This is a genomic window from Paenisporosarcina sp. TG20 (genome assembly GCF_000286315.1).
Lineage (GTDB): Bacteria > Bacillota > Bacilli > Bacillales_A > Planococcaceae > Paenisporosarcina.
Genome location: NZ_ALJG01000365.1, coordinates 32,279 through 52,721 on the forward strand (window position 1 = coordinate 32,279; position 20,443 = coordinate 52,721).

Annotated in this window: 20 protein-coding genes; 19 read left to right on the top strand and 1 reads right to left on the bottom strand. The window is 35.2% G+C overall.

Features of this window, described 5'->3' with window-relative positions; all coding sequences use genetic code 11:
* The first annotated feature begins 340 nt into the window (after positions 1–340).
* The 12 genes from B371_RS0120625 to B371_RS0120685 all read left to right on the top strand — a co-directional run bounded on the left by B371_RS0120625 (position 341) and on the right by B371_RS0120685 (position 11,347).
* Entirely contained in the window at positions 341–1,360 is a 1,020-nt protein-coding gene (locus B371_RS0120625) for an ABC transporter substrate-binding protein (RefSeq protein WP_019416229.1), read from the top strand.
* A 108-nt stretch (positions 1,361–1,468) separates the two neighbouring features.
* The gene (locus B371_RS0120635; protein ID WP_019416231.1) at positions 1,469–2,329 is read left to right on the top strand and encodes a proline/glycine betaine ABC transporter permease; all 861 of its coding nucleotides are present in this window, start codon (positions 1,469–1,471) and stop codon (positions 2,327–2,329) included.
* Between the two features lie 58 nt (positions 2,330–2,387).
* Positions 2,388–3,563 (top strand): glycine betaine/L-proline ABC transporter ATP-binding protein, encoded by a 1,176-nt coding sequence (locus tag B371_RS0120640; protein WP_019416232.1) that lies wholly within the window; start codon positions 2,388–2,390, stop codon positions 3,561–3,563.
* Positions 3,564–3,824: 261 nt separating this feature from the next.
* Positions 3,825–4,169, top strand: a complete 345-nt coding sequence (locus B371_RS22300; RefSeq protein WP_019416233.1) for a cupin domain-containing protein — start codon at positions 3,825–3,827, stop codon at positions 4,167–4,169.
* Positions 4,170–4,502: 333 nt separating this feature from the next.
* Complete coding sequence (gene pxpB, locus B371_RS0120650) at positions 4,503–5,228, top strand: 5-oxoprolinase subunit PxpB (RefSeq protein ID WP_019416234.1); 726 nt, start codon at positions 4,503–4,505, stop codon at positions 5,226–5,228.
* The gene (locus tag B371_RS0120655; protein ID WP_019416235.1) at positions 5,216–6,169 is read left to right on the top strand and encodes a biotin-dependent carboxyltransferase family protein; all 954 of its coding nucleotides are present in this window, start codon (positions 5,216–5,218) and stop codon (positions 6,167–6,169) included. The genes pxpB and B371_RS0120655 overlap by 13 nt, the downstream gene beginning before the upstream one ends.
* Before the next feature lie 32 nt (positions 6,170–6,201).
* Positions 6,202–6,924 (top strand): SDR family oxidoreductase, encoded by a 723-nt coding sequence (locus tag B371_RS0120660; protein ID WP_019416236.1) that lies wholly within the window; start codon positions 6,202–6,204, stop codon positions 6,922–6,924.
* Between the two features lie 31 nt (positions 6,925–6,955).
* Positions 6,956–7,708, top strand: a complete 753-nt coding sequence (locus B371_RS0120665) for a LamB/YcsF family protein (protein WP_019416237.1) — start codon at positions 6,956–6,958, stop codon at positions 7,706–7,708.
* 179 nt (positions 7,709–7,887) lie between these two features.
* Entirely contained in the window at positions 7,888–8,907 is a 1,020-nt protein-coding gene (locus B371_RS0120670; RefSeq protein WP_019416238.1) for a TRAP transporter substrate-binding protein, read from the top strand.
* Between the two features lie 71 nt (positions 8,908–8,978).
* Positions 8,979–9,515: a TRAP transporter small permease subunit gene (locus B371_RS0120675; RefSeq protein ID WP_019416239.1), complete on the top strand. Its 537-nt coding sequence runs from the start codon at positions 8,979–8,981 to the stop codon at positions 9,513–9,515.
* A 36-nt stretch (positions 9,516–9,551) separates the two neighbouring features.
* On the top strand, positions 9,552–10,853 hold the full coding sequence (locus B371_RS0120680) for a TRAP transporter large permease (RefSeq protein ID WP_019416240.1): 1,302 nt from the start codon (positions 9,552–9,554) through the stop codon (positions 10,851–10,853).
* Positions 10,854–11,125: 272 nt separating this feature from the next.
* Positions 11,126–11,347 (top strand): helix-turn-helix transcriptional regulator, encoded by a 222-nt coding sequence (locus tag B371_RS0120685; protein WP_019416241.1) that lies wholly within the window; start codon positions 11,126–11,128, stop codon positions 11,345–11,347.
* Between the two features lie 478 nt (positions 11,348–11,825).
* On the opposite strand, the gene B371_RS0120695 is transcribed toward B371_RS0120685, so the two are convergent.
* Entirely contained in the window at positions 11,826–12,584 is a 759-nt protein-coding gene (locus tag B371_RS0120695) for an IclR family transcriptional regulator (RefSeq protein WP_019416243.1), read from the bottom strand.
* Positions 12,585–12,965: 381 nt separating this feature from the next.
* Here B371_RS0120695 and B371_RS0120700 point away from each other — a divergent pair, with 381 nt between their 5' ends.
* From B371_RS0120700 to B371_RS0120730, 7 genes are all read left to right on the top strand, one after another.
* Positions 12,966–14,054: a TRAP transporter substrate-binding protein gene (locus tag B371_RS0120700; protein ID WP_019416244.1), complete on the top strand. Its 1,089-nt coding sequence runs from the start codon at positions 12,966–12,968 to the stop codon at positions 14,052–14,054.
* A 63-nt stretch (positions 14,055–14,117) separates the two neighbouring features.
* Positions 14,118–14,639, top strand: coding sequence for a TRAP transporter small permease (locus B371_RS0120705; protein WP_237721567.1), 522 nt, complete (start codon positions 14,118–14,120; stop codon positions 14,637–14,639).
* A gap of 3 nt (positions 14,640–14,642) precedes the next feature.
* Complete coding sequence (locus B371_RS0120710) at positions 14,643–15,947, top strand: TRAP transporter large permease (protein WP_019416246.1); 1,305 nt, start codon at positions 14,643–14,645, stop codon at positions 15,945–15,947.
* Positions 15,948–16,072: 125 nt separating this feature from the next.
* A complete protein-coding gene (locus tag B371_RS0120715; protein WP_237721569.1) occupies positions 16,073–17,269 on the top strand; it encodes an acyl-CoA dehydrogenase family protein in 1,197 nt (398 codons plus the stop codon).
* Positions 17,270–17,283: 14 nt separating this feature from the next.
* Positions 17,284–18,402, top strand: coding sequence for an acyl-CoA dehydrogenase family protein (locus B371_RS0120720; RefSeq protein ID WP_019416248.1), 1,119 nt, complete (start codon positions 17,284–17,286; stop codon positions 18,400–18,402).
* A 76-nt stretch (positions 18,403–18,478) separates the two neighbouring features.
* The gene (locus tag B371_RS0120725; protein ID WP_019416249.1) at positions 18,479–19,258 is read left to right on the top strand and encodes an enoyl-CoA hydratase/isomerase family protein; all 780 of its coding nucleotides are present in this window, start codon (positions 18,479–18,481) and stop codon (positions 19,256–19,258) included.
* Between the two features lie 33 nt (positions 19,259–19,291).
* Complete coding sequence (locus tag B371_RS0120730) at positions 19,292–20,440, top strand: acetyl-CoA C-acyltransferase (protein ID WP_019416250.1); 1,149 nt, start codon at positions 19,292–19,294, stop codon at positions 20,438–20,440.
* Positions 20,441–20,443 lie beyond the last annotated feature (3 nt).

The window sequence follows — 20,443 nt, forward strand, 5'->3', positions numbered from 1 at the left end:
ACCTTTGTAACGCGTTAGACGAACATGGAAAATATTGTATTTAATACTAATTTTTTCGAGACATTCTAAACGTGTACAGAATAAGTAAATATAATCAAATATACCAGGAGGAGAACAATAAGCGAATGTTTACGTAAGAAAATCCCCATCTTTATTATCATCAACACTTATCAAAAGAGTGGTGAAAAAAGGAAGATAAATGTCTTAATATATGTATAGTTAAAAAGAACTATAATTAGGACGAATCTTAATTTAAGGAACATTTTGAGTAATGTTAAGTATATAATAGATAGGCAGTTCTATAAATAAGCAGAGAAAATTACTAGGAGGATTTTATTAGATGAAAATTTTAACGAGAAACCGATTAATAAAAAAATCTATGCTTTTAATGATTGCAGCCATGCTCATTTTAGTTACAGCATGTGGAAACGGGGAAGATGAGAATGCAAATCCAACCATTAGACTAGCTGATGGCACCTGGGATAGTGTTAAGTTCCATACAGCAGTTGCACAGTTTATCATTGAAAATGGTTATGACCATCCAACTAGACTAATACCGGGTTCAACTCCTGCGATTCTTACTGGAATTGAAAATGGAGACATTGATGTATACATGGAAAATTGGACAGATAATCTGGGTGAACAATATCCAGAGATGATTGAAAAAGGTGACATGATTGAACTTGGCGTAAACTTTGATGATAATGCTCAAGGTTGGTATGTCCCAACGTATGTAATTGAGGGCGATGCTGAAAGAAATATTGAGCCAATTGCACCTGATTTAAAATCAGTGTCAGATTTGCCGAAGTATTGGGAAATCTTTAAAGATCCTGAAGATCCTTCTAAAGGACGTATCTACGGCGGGATAGCAGGATGGGAAGTTGACGAAACCTTATCTGTCAAAATGGAGACATTTGAATTAAATGAAACATATAATTACTTTCGCCCTGGCTCGGAAGCAGCACTTAATACATCCCTAGTTAGTGCGCATGAAAAGGGAGAACCTTGGGTCGGATACAACTGGGAGCCTACGTGGGTATCCGGTAAATATGAAATGACTCTTCTAGAGGAACCTGAATATACGGAAGAAAGATGGGCAAATGGATTCGCATCTGCTTTCCCGGCGAATACATGTACAGTTAATGCACACAAAGACTTACCTGATAAAGCACCCGAGGTTACAGAATTTCTAAGTAATTACCAAACAAACAGTACTTTAATTAGTGAAGCGTTAGCGCAAATGGAAGAAAACGACCTGAGTATCAATCAAGTAGCTACATGGTTTTTACAAGAACACGAAGATGTTTGGATTTCATGGGTACCACAAGATGTTGCTGATAAGGTCAAGGCAGCTCTTTAATCCACAAGAAGAGATGCTCACTATGCTAAATAACCTTATGGTTGCTACTAAAATAAAGAATGGAGGGAAATTGGATAACCCATCCATCTTGGGGATACCAACTAACCTATGAATAATTTTCCCAACATAACTTTGGAAATTGGAATATATGCAGAAATGCTAATTGATTGGCTTATGGATAACTTCGAAATTGGATTTGATGCGATTAGCTTCATTCTTTTACAAATCTTACTAGGTATTGAATCGTTTCTACTTTGGTTACCTTGGTGGGTAATCGTAGGGATTGTATTTGCTTTAGGATGGCGCTTAATAAATTTAAAAACGGGAATCTTTTTTGGAGCTATGATTTTTCTCGTAGGAACATTTGGAGGCGAAGGCCTTTATTGGGGCTTGATGATGTCTACACTTGCCTTAATTTTGGTGGCAGTGTTGGTTTCCCTTACGATAGGAATCCCCCTCGGTATTTGGATGGCCTACAATCAGCGCATACAATCAATTGTTACACCTATTTTAGACGGCATGCAGACAATGCCTAGCTTTGTTTACCTTATTCCTGCAATGGTTTTCTTCGGACTTGGACTTGTTCCTGCCGTGTTTGCAACAATTATTTATGCAGTACCACCGGTGATTCGTCTGACTAATTTAGCAATTCGAGAGGTTTCTCAAGAGATGATTGAAGCGGGACAATCTTTTGGGTCAACTCCTTGGCAAATTTTAAGGAAAATTCAGCTACCACAAGCACTTCCAACGATTATGACCGGGGTAAACCAGACAACTATGATGGCGCTTGCGATGGTCGTTATTGCCTCTATGGTTGGTGCTAGAGGATTAGGAATGGAAGTATTAACTGCGTTGGGTAGGTTGGACACTGCTAGAGGATTCGAAGCTGGAATTAGCATAGTCATTTTAGCTGTTATAATAGATCGACTTTCTCAGGCGGCAACAAACCGCTTTAAAGCCAAAGAATAATTGTTAAACATCAGCGTGCTAAAAGATAGCTGATTAACTTTAAGAAGGAGTTTAACTTATGACAACCAAATTAAAAGTTGAACATGTCAGCAAGATTTTTGGACGTAATCCCAAGTCTATTCTAAAAAAAATGAATAAAGATGGTGGCACAAAAGAGCAAATTGAAGAAGAAACAGGTCATACAGTTGGAGTTCATGATGTTTCATTTGAAGTAGAAGAGGGAGAAACTTTTGTTATCATGGGATTATCAGGGAGTGGGAAATCAACCCTGATTCGTTGTTTGAACTTGTTGAATGTCCCAACTGGTGGAAAGATTTTTATTGGTGATGAGGAAATCACAGCCTATAACAAAAGTCAGTTAAGAAAATTTAGACAAGATAAAATTGCTATGGTCTTTCAACACTTTGGTATTTTAACTCATCGGACAGTTCTTAATAATGTGGAGTATGGGTTAGAAATTAAAGGTATGCCGAAAAGCGATCGGGAGAAAGTTGCTAGAACAGTTATAGAGACTGTGGGTCTCGGAGGCTGGGAAGACAAAATGCCGAGCCAGCTTAGCGGTGGTATGCAACAACGAATAGGTTTGGCTCGAGCTCTAGCGACCGAACCGGATATTCTATTAATGGATGAACCATTCAGTGCGTTAGATCCATTAATTCGCCGTGAAATGCAGCAAGAGCTACTTGATATTCAAAACAAATTAAAGAAGACAATTATATTTATCACACATGATGTCAACGAGGCCTTTAAATTAGGCGATCGTGTTGCCGTCATGAAGGCTGGGAAAGTTGTTCAGATTGGTACTCCTGAAGAAATTCTATCTAATCCTGCTGATGCTTATATTAAAGACTTCGTTCAGGATATTGATCGTACTAAAATTTTACAAGCCAAAAATGTTATGTTTAAACCTACTGCTATTGGAACAATAAAAGGCGGTATTAAGTTAGCTATAAAAGAAATGAAGGACAACGGGATTTCTAGTCTATTCATATTGGATAGCGAACGTAAACTTCAAGGGATTATTACTATTGATGATGCTATTAAAGCTAATCAAGAAGACAAAAAACTGTCTGATATATTAAGAAATGATTTTGAAACAACAGATTTGGAAGCCTATGTACAAGATTTAATTCCTAAAGCGACTGAGAGTAAGTTCCCTATTGCTGTCGTGGATGAAAATAGCAAGCTTTTAGGAATTATAGTCCGCGTATCTGTACTTTCAGCATTGGTATAAAAGGAAGATTGTAGTACATACCAATTTTGTTTTAACGCATCTTTAAAATTGAGTGTGTTGTATTTAAAGATATTATATAGGATATTTTGAGCGGCCGAATTAATCTTCGGTCGCTTTTCTGCATATAGGTAATAGGTATTTTATAGAGGAATTCCGACTGTTTATAGCGAATGAAGAATTAATCAATCTGGGGATATAAAATCGATTAATAGAGTAGCTACGATTTATGTTAATTATTATTTAAAGAAAGGGGTTTTTTTGATGTCAGGAAAACAAAGTGAAAATCTAAAGAAATTAATGGTTAGTAAAAATGACGAGCCATATGTATCCGACCGGGCAGCAAAGGGAGCAGCTTCGAGATGGTTAGAAACAAAGTCAGAACGAATGAGGGTAATTATATTCCCCCCTGGATATGAGGGTGATCATGTTTGCTATAAAGGACATTCAATTTATGTGATTTCAGGAGTCTATAAAATGGATTTAGAGGATACGGTTGTGGAGTGGCAAAAGGGAGATTCCTTTATCATTCCGAATAATGTACCTCATCGATCTTTTAATCCTAGCAAAAATGAAGCGAAAATAATTATGTTTGACAATCATACATAACCAAATAAGTGAAATTACCGAAGATATAATTAATCAAATAAGCGATTCAATAACCCATGTAATGCCAACTTTTAAAATGAACCAGGGAAATGAGGAGGGGTATTAAACGGGAATAGCTGAAAATGAGGGTCCATCTGACAGAGGTGAAAATTGGGAGGATCTCATCCAACCAGAATAATTAAACTCCTGATGGTATTTAAATCAAAAACACTCGAAAATTTCTATTGAATAGCTTATACTTAAACTGAAGTTTCTAATTATTCTAGTAATTATAGTGAAATTGAATTATTGATAATTGCTGAACTTAATGCTGTTAAGGGGTCCTAAATATTTATGAATAACAAAATTAAAATTACATATGTCCCAATGGGAGATCAAATTTTAGTTCTTCAATTTGAGGATGTTCTATCTATCGATAATAATCAAATGGTTCAAAGTTGTGCAAGCATGATAAGGCAGGAAAATATAAATGGGGTTTCTAGTGTCATTACAACGATGGCCAGTATTGCGGTAAAATATGACTCTTTAATCATACAATTTAACCCATTGAAGAAAATGTTGCAAAAACTATTACTAGTACATAAGGAACAAGCGAAAATAGAAAATAAGACAATTACAGTACCTGTAGTATTTAATGAACGCTTTGGTCTTGATTTAGAAGAGGTTTCCCAAACAAAAGATATATCAAAAGATGACATTATCAATATGATTACTGCTAAAAAATATTATGTATATATGGTAGGATTTATCCACGGAGTTCCTTACATGGGAAATGTGGACAAACGTCTTGAACTGCTTAGGAAATCAAACCCAAGATTAAAAGTACCTAAGGGAAGCATTGGCATAGCGAATGATATGACAAATATCTATACTCTTGAATCTCCAGGTGGTTGGCATATTATAGGGTGGACGCCAATGGAGGTTTTTGATGTAAAGAAAAATCCTCCAAATTTATTGTCAGCTGGTGATTATGTAAGGTATGAAAATATTTCTGAAGAGGTAGCTGAGAATTGGGATAAGATTAAACAAAAAGAGTGGGATCAACAATGGAATACATAGAATGTAAAAAAGCAGGGCTTCTAACAACAATACAGGATTTAGGCAGGCAAAAATTTCAGCAATATGGTATTTCTTCAGCAGGTGCAATGGATAGCTTATCACTGCGAATAGGTAATATTATTACAGGAAATCCTGAACACTTTGCCGGAATAGAAACAACCCTCTTAGGACCTGAATTGATTTTCCATGGTGATGGTATTATTGCTATTACTGGAGCAGATTCTTCACCAAAATTAAATGGTGAATCTATTGAAATGTGGAGTGCAATTCAAGTTAATAATGGGGATTTGCTTAGCTTTGCAATTCCAAACAGTGGTTGCAGGACTTACGTTTCAATAAGTGGTGGGGTTAATGTAGAGGATATTATGGGGAGTAAATCTACCTTTCTAAGAGGGGAATATGGTGGATTCGAAGGAAGGGCCATAAAGTCAAAGGATTTTATAAAAGTCGGTCCACCAGTAATAGATTCCATGAAATTAAAAGGGAGAAAATTACCATTTCATCATAGACCGGACTCTTACTTCAAAAAAAATATAAGATTTATTTGGGGACCTCAAGACAATAGATTTACAGATAGTTCTAAGGAAGATTTTATTAAAAATACTTATGAAGTTACAAATCAGTCCGATAGGATGGGTTATCGTTTAGACGGAACAAAACTGTTTCATAAAGATAATGCAGATATCTTAAGCGATTATATTGCTCCCGGTGCAATTCAAGTTCCATCTAATGGACAACCAATAGTGTTAATGGCTGATTGTCAAATGTCAGGAGGGTACACAAAGATTGGAATGATCATAGGTGTAGATCTTCCTTTAATGGCTCAAAAGAAACCCGGAGATTCTATTCAATTCGAGTCAATACCCATTGAGGAAGCACAAAACTTATGGGCAAAACAAGAGAAATGGTTGTACTTATTAAAAATGGCAAACCATAATTAACCTGCACTATCCGACGGGAGTGATAAATTAGCATGGAATCTTTACGTGGAAAAACCGCAGTTATAACTGGGGCTAGTCGTGGAGTGGGAAAGACTTTAGCCATTCAATTAGCTGAAGAGGGTGTGAATTTAATTCTTTTAGCACGTGATAAACAAAGACTTACTGCTTTAAAAGAAGAACTAAGCTCGTATGCCGTTAATATAAGCGTAATGTCAGTTGATTTGACTAATGCTAAAGAAATAAGTCAATTAAAAGATAATTTCACTGGAAATTACGAGAGAATAGATTTTCTAATTAATAATGCTGGTGTTGGGCATTATAACCCAATCTTGGATTGTACAGAAGAAATATGGGATGAAGTGATTAATACTAACCTAAAAGGTGTGTTTCTTTTAACAAACGCAATACTTCCTATTATGATTGAAAATCAAGATGGAATGATTGTAAATGTTTCTTCTGTATTGGGAATGAGAGTAGTTGAGAATCAATCTATTTACTGCGTTTCAAAGTTTGGTTTAGAGGGTTACACAAAAGCTTTAGCACTCGAAATGAAGTCTCATGGTATAAGAGCCATTTCAATTAACCCTTCCACTATCAATACAGGATTTAGGGATGATATGAAAGGGAGAGAGGTATTCTCTAAAGAATCTCAAGAAAAGATGTTGTCTACTGAAGATGTGGCATCTGCTATAAAATGGGCGCTTATGACTAATCGAAGAGTTTTACCTGCAAACATTGTGTTGGAGAATCATTAATTAATACAAAATCCAAGGAGGAATCATAATTATGAAAATAGATATAAACTGCGATATGGGAGAAAGTTTTGGAGTATATAAATTAGGGATAGACGAAGAAGTGATTAAGTATGTTTCTTCCGTTAATATAGCGTGTGGATTCCACGCTGGAGACCCAAATGTAATGGATGAAACAGTCAGAATTGCCAAGTTACATGGAGTAGGAGTTGGAGTTCATCCAGGGTTTCCAGACTTAATTGGATTTGGTCGACGAAATATGGACATATCAAGAAAAGACTTAATGAACTTAATCATTTATCAAATTGGTGCATTAGATATTTTCTGCAAAAAACACGACGTTCCCATGCAACATATTAAGCCCCATGGTGAATTAAACAATATGGCTGATAACGATAAGGAACTAGCAACTGCAATTGTAGATGCAGTACTAGCAGTCAAGCCGAACTTGCCCATTTTTGTAAAGCCTAATACTCAGTTACATAAGGTTGCTAAAGAAAAGGGATTACCATTTATAAAAGAATTGTTTGTGGATAGAGCATATAACAAGGATCTTACGCTCGTTTCAAGAAAAAATGAAGGTGCTCTGATTACTGACCCTGAAATAGCAGCAGATAGAGTTGTAAAGATGATTTTAGAAGGTAAGATTATAGCAATAACAGGAGAGGAAGTTGCTGTTGAAGGAGAAACTTTTTGTGTTCATGGAGATACACCAACACAATTAAATCTTATTAAAGTGTTAAGACAAAAGCTTGAAGAAAATAATATAAAGGTATCTTCCTTTTAATAGGAAAAAATTTCGAGAATTCTTAATATTTTCTGAAAAATATTTTGATAACTTATTGTAAAAGTTTTATTAGTAAGATAGAATGTTGACTTAAGTTATGTTTTATATTATTAGACTATTCTGATTAGCGTAATATATTTACATTGGTAATAAATACAACACAGAGGAGGAAAACAATAATGCGTAAATCAATATTTTTATCTACATTGTTAGTATTATCAATGGTGCTTTCAGCTTGCGGTGGTCAAGATGAGGGTTTAGAGGCTGGAGAGTCCGTTACATGGATTGCTAACTCTGGTTATCCAGAAGGTAATCACTTAGGTCAGGCCGTTATTCAATATGGTGATAAAGTTAGTGAAGTGACGGACGGACAGATAGAAATAGAACTTCGTGCGGATGGTGCTTTGGGATATGAAGGTTCTGAATTACTAAAGGTCGTTAGAGATAATACTGTAACTATGAGTGATATGGTTTTAAGTAGTGTTTCTGGAGATGAACCATTATTTGGCTTAAGTACTCTACCTTTTCTTTATAGAAACTTTGATGAAGCTAAAACTTTAAATGAAATAGCTCGTCCTTATTACGATACAGTTGCCGAAGAAAAGTGGAATCAAAAAATCCTTTATGTAATCCCTTGGCCGATATCTGGTTTCTGGACTAAAAATGAAATTACGTCATTAGAAGACATGAAGGGTCTTAAAATGCGTACGTATGATGCAATGGGAGCACAGGTCGTTGAGGCAGTAGGAGGAACTCCATATCCACTACCGTTTAGTGAAGTATATTCTGGACTATCTACAGGAGTAATTGACTCAGTACTGACGTCTACTACTTCAGCTGTTGACGGTAAGTTCTGGGAAGTACTGGATTATTACTTGCCAATTAGTGTAATGATGGGTACTAATGCACTTACTGTAAACCTCGATCAATTTAATAAATTAGACCAAGAAACACAAGATGCAATCCTACAAGCTGGGAAAGAAATTGAAGAAGACGTTTGGAGTAGAGTAGCTGAAATTGATGCTAAAGCGGAAGAAACTACTACTGAGAATGGAATAACTACAGTTGAACCAAGTGAAGAGTTAGTAAGTGAGTTAGAGACAATTACAGAAGAAATTAGACAGAATTGGTTAAAAACTGCTCCTCCTGAAGCTCAACAAATTATTGATAAATATTATGAAGCAATCGGTCGTGAATAAATAGCCAGATAGGCAACTCGGCAAAAGAACGTTTTTGTCGGTTGCCTTTTTCTTTAACAAGGAGGAGAAATATGGAGAAGTTTGTCCGGATAATAGATAAAACATCTAATGCATTTGGTGTCCTAGCAGGAATTCTTATGATTTTAAGTGTTGTCTTAGTTATAACTGAGGTAATTATGCGATCTGCCTTTGATAGTACAATCTACATTACATCAGAATACTCTGCTTATTTCATGGTTGGGGTTACTTTTTTGGGTTTAGCTTACACTTTAAAAGAAAAGGGTCATATTCGCATGGCCTTTCTCCAAAAGAGGTTTAAAGGTCAGAAAGCTCGCCTGATCCTTGATCTATACACGTTCACTGTGGGATTAGTGTTGTTTAGTATTCTTACCGTAGCCACATTTCAGTTCTTTTTAGACTCTTTAATGACGGGATCCCAGTCAATGCAATTAAGTAAAACATATTTGGCTATTCCGCAATTTGCACTACCTCTTGGTTCACTACTAATCACACTACAGTTTGTTTCTGAAATAATTAAATCAATTGTCAAATTCCGTTCCGGAGAACTAGGTGAAGATGAAGATGAGTCCCAAGCGTTAGGACATTGATAATATATCTACTTAAACGTAAGGGGTGAGAACAGCTTGGATTTAACTATTGTTTCTTTTACTATATTAGGTTTATTAATTTTATTTTTAGGAAGTAGTCTTTGGGTTGGTATCTCATTGATGCTGGTTGGGATACTCAGCTTTCTATTTTTTACGAGCACACCTCCATTAAATGTAATCACTAATATTTTATGGAATGAGACGAACAGTTCAACAATGATGGCACTCCCATTGTTTATATTTATGGGAGAAATATTGTTTAGAAGTAAAATAAGTGAAAACCTGTTTAAAGGTTTGTCTCCGTGGATGTCCTTTTTACCAGGACGATTAATTCACGTAAATATTGTAGCTAGTAGTATGTTTGCTGCCGTTAGTGGTTCTTCTGCTGCAACTACGGCGACGGTTGGTAGAATAACGATGCCAGAATTGACAGGTAGAAATTACAGCCGTTCTCTTAGTATAGGGAGTTTAGCTGGAGCAGGTACTTTAGGGTTCTTAATTCCCCCTAGTATGATGATGATTGTTTATGGTATTTCTGCAAACGTAAGTATCGGTAAACTATTTATCGCTGGTATTATTCCAGGAGCCATGCTTGCAATTGGTTTTAGTGGTTATATCATGATTCGCTGTTTAATAAACCCTGAACTCGCACCCAAAGGCGAGAACTATACATGGACGGATCGATTAAAAGGTCTTCCTCTTTTACTTCCAGTAATACTTTTAATGGTACTCGTATTAGGTAGTATTTACGCTGGTTGGGCAACACCTACTGAAGCAGCTTCAATTGGGGTTGTTGGAGCATTGTTTTTCGCTGTTATCTCAAAAAGCTTAACAAAAGCCTCTTTTTGGGAAGCGGTTTTTGGTACAATTAAAACAAATGCAATGATTATGTTAATCGTAATTTCTGCCTCTTATTTATCCGTAGTAATAGGATACTTAGGACTTCCTGGCAAATTAACTGGATTTATTGGAACTCTTGGACTATCAAAATATGAGTTAATACTAATTTTGGTTATCATGTACTTATTACTTGGGTGTTTACTAGATGGATTCTCCATGATTGTAATGAGTCTTCCATTAGCTTTACCTTTAATTGTTGCTGCCGGATTTGATCCTCTTTGGTTTGGTATCTTTTTGATCATAATGATTGAAGTTGCTCAAATTACACCGCCAGTAGGATTTAACCTGTTTGTAATTCATGGGCTCACCGGGGATGACGTACTGAAGATTGCGTGGTATGCACTACCATCGTTCTTAATCATTTTATTAGTAGTGGTTCTTATTACGATTTTCCCGGAAATTATATTATGGTTCCCTAATTTAATGATGGGAAGTTAAAGTTTTACAGTAGTAACCTACAAAGGAAATATTCTTTGTAGGTTTTTTTCATTTATAAACGTGTTTTCTATAGTTTAATTCTCGCTAAACCGATAAATGTGAAGAGTTTCCACTTGTAAAACGTTGTTTCTTCTACATAGGTAACTCTTTCCTACGCCAGGTAGCTAAAAACTGCCCAACTATAAATGCTAGCATAAGAATGTACATAAATGATTGTCTAAGGATGTACAGTTTCACTGACATACATGCATAATAATTTTGAGGTGAATATTATGCATTTTAATGTCGACGTAACTACTAATTTAGAAATTAATAGTCTTACAGACTTACCTAAATTAAAAATTCTAATGGAGAATCTAAATATGAAAATTAATAAAAGCATGCTGGCTCGTGAAATGGGTGTAGATCGAAGAACCATAGATAGATATCTGAATGGCAATATACCTAAAGTTACTCGTACACGTTCAAATCATTGGAAATTCCTATCGTCTTAAAGATCATTTGAAGAAGGAAGACTAACAAAAGTGTACATAATTACGTTGATATTTATACCCATCTTAAAAAATGAAAAAAAGACAGAAATAGTATCTTCTGCCGCAATTTAAAATATTAGTGTATTTCCTCTCATCAACACAAATCAAAAATACGATATACCAATTGGCTGAAGGTTCTCGTTGGACGCAAACCAGCCATTTGCCGTCCAAAGCGACCCGGAAACCGTAGGTGAAACATATGGAAAATCAATTTTTACTAACACTCAAATCAAGGACCGGGCGTGCCCGTTTTTCTTAAAAAATAAGAAAGTATATGAAATTGGTGTGTGTGTGCTATGAATTCGGTATTCCAGGCATTTTAAGGAGTAGGTTCTATTATGATACCGATGATTTTTGCTCAAGGCGGACGCTTTCCGCTTCAATCAAGTAAATTTTTTCGAATTTAACATAAAAGAAAATGTCGGGAGTAGTCTATTGATTACTTAAATTCATTTGAGATTAACAAGCCAGTTTTTTTAACAGATTCGATATATAGATTTAATTTTTTCTCGTCTACTCTGGCAGTAGGGATAATTATCGTTACCCCTGCAATTACTTCGTCTAAGCGATTTCTTATTGGTGCGGATACAGAAAATGCACCTTTTACTCGTTCACCCCAACTGACAGCAAAGCCTTCTTGATAAACTTTTGTAAGTTCTTTCATCAATTCTTCCTTATTCATAATCGTATTCTCCGCTATTTGTTTAAATTCTATTTCACTTAACAACTCGCACAACTCTTCTGAAGGTATGTGTGCCGTTAATAATTTTGCAGATGCACCTGCGTATAAAGGAGAAGTCTGTCCTATATAAGTTATTGTTGTTAACTCATGTCCACCACTTACATAACCTATGCATTTTCTTTTTTTTTGATAAATAATATTTAACGCGACTGACTCGCCAAATTCATCTCTAAGTTTTTCCATATAGGGTTTGGATGTCGAGAGTAAGTGAGAGTTTTTTTCAACTAATTGTCCCAAAAAATAAAGTTCTAATCCTAGTTGATATGTTTTTTTCTTTTCATCTTTATCTATAACTCCTTGTAAGATAAGGGTATTTAATATTCTTTGTAAACTTGATTTGGAAACACCTAATTTACGATGTAGATCGGCTAGTGATAATTCTGGTACATTAACAGAAAAAGATTTGAGTATTTGCATTGCCCTATCGATGGTTTGCATTGAATCTCCTTTAGACAAAATCTAACCTCCCAATTACTTACTTGAATAATAAATCATAAACAAACTACAACCAATAAACCCTTATTTTACTAGATAATACAAGATCAATCAACACTACTCCTCCAGTAAAGTATACGAGTTAAGAGATGTTGAATTTCACTATTACAACTACCCCTTACATGACAGAAGGGAGTAATACTAAACACAATTACTACCAAGCCAATGCACATTTCTGGAAGTTTCTTTACACTCACTTTAAGAAAATATTTGAAAATAGAATATTTTAATAATTACAAAAAAGTATTGATTGTTAAATAATGTTCGTGTTAATATAAAATTAATATACTGATTATCAGTACGCGTTACCGGTTATCGGTATAAAGATAAGGGGGAGAGAGTATGAATCCAAGAATAAAGTTTTATATGATTTTAAGTTTACTTCTTATGTCCATAATGATTCTAAGTGCTTGTGGTGAAGATGAGAGTACAAATGAAAGTAAAAATGTAAGCGCTGACAAAGTTGAGGTCATTGAACTAGATGTGAACAATTGGACATCTTCAACACACCACTATGCTTACAATGTGTTTGAACCATGGAAAGAACTTGTTGAAGAAAAAACTGATGGACGAGTAGTAGTAAATATTTTCCACGGGAGTGCCTTAGGTAAATCAAGTACAGTTTATCAGGATGTCAGTGGTGGATTGTACGATGTTGGTTTGATCGTTGCAAATTATTTTTATGATACAGGCTTTTTCCCATATACAGTCGGGAACTTACCATTTGCTTTTGAAGGACCAGAAGAAGCAGCAAGTATACTACAAGAATTTGGAGACAAGTATGCAAAAGATGATTTAACAGACATTGTTGTATTAGGTCCAACCGCCACTGATGGTTATGATTTGTTTTCCACTAAACCAATCAAATCCGTAGCAGATTTAAAAGGATTAAAAATGCGTGTGAATGGTAAAAGTGAGATTGCTTTTGTTCAAGGTTTAGGCGGTGTTCCGGTAAGTTTAGCCACGGAAGATACCTATGAAGGACTTCAAAAAAGTACTATTGATACAGCTTTCTACACGCCAATAGGAGCAGTAGGATTGAAATACTTTGAACCAGCACCTTACATTACAAAACTTGCAGTATCTGTTACTCCTATAATACCGATTATAAATAAAGACTTTTATGATAGTCTTCCAGCAGATTTAAAAACAATTTTTGATGAAGAATTGAATCCGAAATTAACTGAATTAATTACTGCGAGTTATGAAACAGAGCTTGAATCATCTCATAAAGAGCTAGAAGAATTCGTAAAAGAGCGGGGAGAATTTATTACTCTTTCAGATGAAGAACTAGAGAATTTTAGACTACTTGGAGAAGAAGCTTGGACAGCATGGATCAATGATGCAAATGATAAAGGATATCCAGGCGAAGAAATGGCACAATATTTATTTGAACTTCTAGAAGAGGCTGGCTATCCAATACCTTATTAAAATTACTAATATATACTTCTAACCTTATTTTAATAGGGTTAGAAGTATCCATTAAGAACAGAGGTGAAAAAATTGAATCTATTTGCTAGTATCATTAATACTGCAACACGTTTCACCAGGTATATTGCCTTATTGGTTATGGCTTCAATGATGTTTTTTATCACGTTTGGTGTTGTTAACAGATGGTTATTTACCCCCATTATTGGAGACATAGAACTTGTGCAATTAGGAATGGTCGTTTTAATTATGTGTGGTCTAGCGTATACAGAACAGGCAGGTAGTCATATAGCAATTGGACTAATAGTAGATAGATTTCCCGTAAAAGTACAGAAAATTTTTGAAATTTTCACGAATTTATTGACGACTGTGGTTACGTTGACAATTGGTTTTATTTATATCGGTGTAGCATTGAATCATCAAAATCATATGCAGTTAAGTACTGGACTTTTGAATATCCCTTATTATCCAATCGATTATATTATTGTTCTTGGTTTCGTAATGTGGGGAATGCAAGGACTATTGAAACTAGTCTTACCCATTGTTTCAATCTTTCAAACAGACCAGGAATCGCGGAAGGAGGTCTAGAAAATGGCAGTTGAGGTAGTCGGTTTACTAGGAATTATATTGATGTTAATTTTGATGTTTCTAAGAGTTCCTATTGCCATTGCAATGGTGGTCCCAACATTTCTCGGGATTCTTTACTTAAAAGATTGGAATACATTAACAACTGCTGTTGAAACAATTATTTGGAATCACAGTTTTAGTTACACTTTAAGCACCATTCCTATGTTTGTTTTGATGGGTGAATTGTTATATGTCTGTGGAATAAGTGGAGAATTATTCGCAACTTTTAGAGCTTGGTTAAGTAGATTAAGAGGCGGTTTAGCTATGGCCACTATAGGCTCATCTGCTTTGTTTGCTGCAGCATCGGGATCAAGCTTGGCAAATACAGCTACAATGGGTGTTATTGCATCTAAAGAAATGATTAACTCAGGTTATAACAAGTCTCTTACAGGCGGCTCAATTATCGCTGGGGGAACATTAGGAGTATTAATTCCTCCTAGTACTCTATTTATCATTTATGGAATGATGACAGAACAATCAATTGGTCAATTACTAGTTGCAGGTATCATTCCAGGGATTCTCCTTATGGTGTTTTATCTAGTTACGGTTTACATTGTTGTTCTGATTAAGCCACGACTAGCCCCTTCTATAAAAGAAAAAGTAAGTTGGAAAGAAAAATTTATTTCATTAAAAACAACGATATGGATTCTTCTGTTATTCGCTTGTGTAGTAGGTGGCATGTATGTAGGGTTATTTAATCCAACAGAAGCTGCAGGTGTGGGTGCATTTTTAACACTAATTATTGCGTTGCTGAGAAGAAAACTTACTTTGATATCGTTTATTGAAGCCCTATCTTCTACTTTAAAAACCACTGGATTTTTATTTGCCATTATTATTATGGCGTTTCTATTAAATTACTTTTTGATAATTACTAAAATACCATTTTTATTATCAGATTTCCTTAACGGATTAGCTTTACCGAAGTTTGCTTTATTCGGGATAATTATTTTAATGTATATTTTACTTGGTGCGATAATGGACTCTCTTGCAATGGTTGTAGTGACATTGCCAATTATTTTACCTCTTATTATTTCGATGGATATGGATCTTATATGGTTCGGAGTAATTATAGTTCTAGTCATGGAATTAGCTATGATTTCACCTCCTATTGGAATGAATTGCTTTGTTCTAAGAGGCGCGGCGCCTGATTTATCTTTAGAGGATATATTTAAAGGTGCGGCAATATTTATGATCCCAATCGTATTACTAATAGCAATTTTGTATTTATTTCCAGAGATTGCATTATACTTGCCGAATAATATGTATTAACCAAAAAGAAAACTTTTTCATTGCTGCTTCTTTTTGATACTATTCCACCTCCCAGGAGGTGGAGATAAATACATACTTATTGAGCTGTTTTCGATAAGAATTCAGCTTAAATTAAAATGAAAGTGGTGGATAAATTGGACATTAAATTTTCCGAAGAATTAGAGAAATATAGAAATGAAGCCAGAGAATGGCTAAAATCATCTCTGCCTGAATGGTGGAATAATTACGCAGATAGAATGATAGATAAAGATCGCTATAACAGTTTTTTAAAAAGTTGGGATAAGAACCTGTATGAAGGAGGATATTCCGGGATTTCTTGGCCGACAGAATATGGAGGACAGGGAAAGAGTGTTTTAAAGGAAATGGTGTTTGAAGAAGAGGTGGGCAGATTAGATGCTCCACGTGGACATAACTTTTTAGGGAAAATATTGCTAGGACCTACATTATTGGCATATGGAACTGAAAAGCAAAAAAAACATTTCTTACCACGTCTTATAAAAAGTGAAGATATATGGTGTCAGGGATTTTCTGAACCTAACGCTGGATCAGATCTTGCAGCTCTACAAACTAAAGCGGAGTTAGAAAATGATGAATGGGTAATCAGTGGCCAAAAGGTTTGGACAACTGAAGCACAAAATTCCAATTGGTGTTTTGTCTTAGCACGTACTGATTCCTCAGCTTCTAAACATAAAGGCATTACATACTTTCTTGTACCGATGGATGCTGAAGGAGTATCTATAAGACCATTGAGAAAAATAACAGGGGAAAAGGACTTTAATGAAATCTTTTTTGATAATGTCAGAGTCCCGAAAGATAACTATATTGGAGGATTAAATGAGGGATGGAAAGTAGCCATGACAACTCTCGCATTTGAAAGAGGTATTTTAGCTTTAGGACGACAAGCAAGATTTCAAACAGAATTTGAGAAAGCTTTGGAATATGTAGAAGAGAACAAATTAGCAAGTGGTGACCATGTCAAAAACAACCATTATTTTAGACAAAAGTTTGCTCAATCTTTTATAGAGTTAAGAGTTATGAGATATCACAGTTTGAAAACAATTAGTGATTATACAAATAATGATGGAAAGCTTGGACCAGAAATGTCATTACAAAAACTATATTGGTCTGAAATGCGTTCTCGTTTAGGCAATCTTTTAATGGAAGTTCAAGGTGGAAATGTATATATGGCAGAGGAGGATTCATTCTCAGCAGATTACTTTACTAATATTTACTTTACAACAAGAGGTGAGACTATTTATGCAGGTACCAGCCAAATCCAAAGAAATATAATAGCAGAAAAAGTCTTAAACTTACCTAGATAAAAGGAGATGTAAAGATGGAGAAATTCAAATTTGAATTAGAATTTGAAGAAAGTCTAATGCAAAGTACAGTTAATAAAGCTTTTAAGAAAACCTACCCATCTAGTGAACTCCGTAAAGACATAGAAGAAGATGAAAAAAAAATAAATAAACAAGTCCATAAATTATTAAGCGATCAAGGTTTATTAGCAATGTTGAATCCTGTAAAACATGGTGATATGAATTTAATGCTTTGCACTATTTTAGTTAGTGAAGCAGGTAGAAGGTTGCTGACATTTCCTATTATTGAGCACCTCATGGCTTTATATATTCTAAAACAAGAATCAATTTCTACAGAAATTGAAGATTTTGAGTCAGGTGAAAAAATTGCCACAATTGGATGGAACCAAGATTTAGAGTTTAGTGTGATTAACGGAGATTACCATGTAAACGGAATTATTAATTCAATCCCATTTGCAGTTGATACGGACCGGATTATCGTCCCGATAAAGAAAAAAAATAACAACGAAAAAGATCTGGTACTAATTATTAAAACCGAGGGCTTTAAATCACAATTAAGAAGCATGAAAGTGCAAGATTTTACTTATCCCCTATTCGAACTGAAATTAAATAATATAAAAATTGATGAAACTTTGATTAGGCGAATTGAAATTAATTTAACTGATTTTAGTCGTATTTCCGATTTACTTTTTGCAGCAGAATTATTAGGAATCTCTCAAGAAACATTGAAGATGACTTTAGAATACTCGAAAGAAAGAAAACAATTCGGTGTTGAAATTGGGAAATTCCAAGCTATTAAACATATGTTGGCTGACATGCACTTACTATGTGAAAGTTCTAAGGTTTCCGTTGAGTTTGGTGCGTGGACTTTAGAAAATATGGGAGAAGATTATGAAATTATCTCATCTATTTCGAAAGCTTATTCTTCGGATGCAGCAACTCGTATTGTAGAGAATTCGATTCAAGTTCATGGAGCTATAGGTTTTACATGGGAACATGACCTTCATTTCTATTTAAAGCGTGCATACCGTCTTGCGAATATATATAAGACTCCTTATCAAGAACGTGAAAAAGTTGCAACTTATTTAATGGGAGAGTTTTCAGATGTTTCTAGTAAAAAAGGTGTGTTCCAATAAGATAAATTCATATATAGAATCCCTAAATTAAAATTACCACTTTAATTTAGAAATTTTATGTTTTGGAGGCTGCTAAATGCAAACAAATAGTGTCATTTATTCAGTAAAAAATGGTGTAGGTTTTATAAAATTAAATCAACCAGAATCTCGTAATGCCCTTTCAACAGAAATAAAAGAAGGGTTACTTCATTCATTAGATTTAGCAGAGGAAGACTCGGATGTGAAAATTGTTATTATCTCTGGGGAGGGAAATACTTTTTGTGCAGGCGGTGATATTAAAGGAATGGGAAAAAGGACAACCCTTGAGTCTGTTGAAAAAATTAATCTTACTAGTAGAATTCCTGTTCGAATGGAGGCATTTAGGAAACCCATTATTGCTGCAGTGACTGGCTATGCAGTTGGAGCAGGGTTCAGTTTGGCTTTGGCTTCAGATATTATTTTTGCTGAAGTAGATACAAAGTTTGGCCTTAGCTTCTCAAAGGTAGGCTTAATACCGGATTGTGGTGCTTTATACTATCTTCCTCGTTTGGTAGGCCCCTGGAAAGCAAAAGAATTAATTTTCTCAGGAGAAGTGATTTCTTCTGAAGAGGCAAAGAATCTTGGAATTGTTAACCGTATTTTTCCAAAGGGTAGGGTATTTTCAGAATCAGTTCTTTTTGCTGAGAACTTGGCGCAGGGTCCTGCTCAAACAATGCAATTTGTAAAATCTATTATAACGAAAACAGCAAATCACAGTTTGGCAGGAACAGTTGAATATGAAAATTATGCACAGTCGATTTTACAACAAACAGAAGATCATGCTGAGGGCATTAAAGCGTTTAAAGAAAAAAGAATGCCAGTTTTTCAAGGGAAATAATTATTATAAAAATATAGGATGTGGAGAGATTAGATGACAAATAGAGATGCAGTGATCATTGAAGCAGTTCGATTGCCTGTTGGAAGACGTAATGGAGTTTTTTCAGAAACTAGACCTGAACATATGCTAACTGCGGTGCTTAAAGGCTTAATAGAACGTAGTGGTATCAGTGCACAAGAAGTGGACGATGTTATAGTAGGTTGCGTTATTCAAAATCAGGAACAAGGCAACAATATTGCGAGAATTGCAACTTTAATGGCTGGTCTTTCTAAGGATACACCTGCTATGACATTAAACAGAAAATGCAGTTCTTCCCAACAAGCTATCCATCAAGCGGCTCAAGGGATATTAGCAGGTGATTATGATGTCGTTATAGCAGCAGGAATTGAAAATATGAGTAGACATCCATTAGGAACTGATAGGGTTGCCGAACCTAAAGAGTTAACTGATTCATATGAAATAATTCCTCAAGGAGAATCAGCTGAAAGAATTGCGGATAAGTGGAATATTTCACGCAAAGAATTAGATGAATTTGCAGTTAGAAGTCATCAATTGGCAGATAACGCTCGTAAGAATGGTGCATTTAATAGAGAAACCTTACCATTTGACGGAAAAAAAGATGGTGAAATAATAGAGGTTACTTCAGATGAAGGAATTAGACCGAATTCATCTGTTGAAAAATTGAGTGAGTTAAAATCAGTTTTTATCTCAAACGGCAAAGTAACTGCTGGGAATTCAAGTCAGATTAGTGATGGAGCTGCAGCGGTTTTAATTATGTCTAGAGAAAAAGCCGAATCATTAGGTTTGAAACCACGGGCTAAAATAATCGCAAGGGATGTTATCGGCTCGGATCCAACCATGATGCTAACAGGACCAATACCAGTTACAAAAAGGATATTACAAAGAGCAGGCTTAACAATTAATGATATTGATGTTTTTGAATGCAATGAAGCTTTTTCTGCAGTTACTCTTGCATGGATGAAAGAATTGGGAGTAGACAAAGAAAAGGTTAACCCACGCGGAGGTGCAATTGCATTGGGACACCCAGTAGGAGCCGGTGGAGCAAGACTTATGACAACATTGCTTCATGAGTTGGAAGATATGGATAAAACATATGGTTTACAAGTTATGTGTGCTGGTGGTGGAATGGCAACCGCAACAATTATTGAAAGAATAAGATAGTGG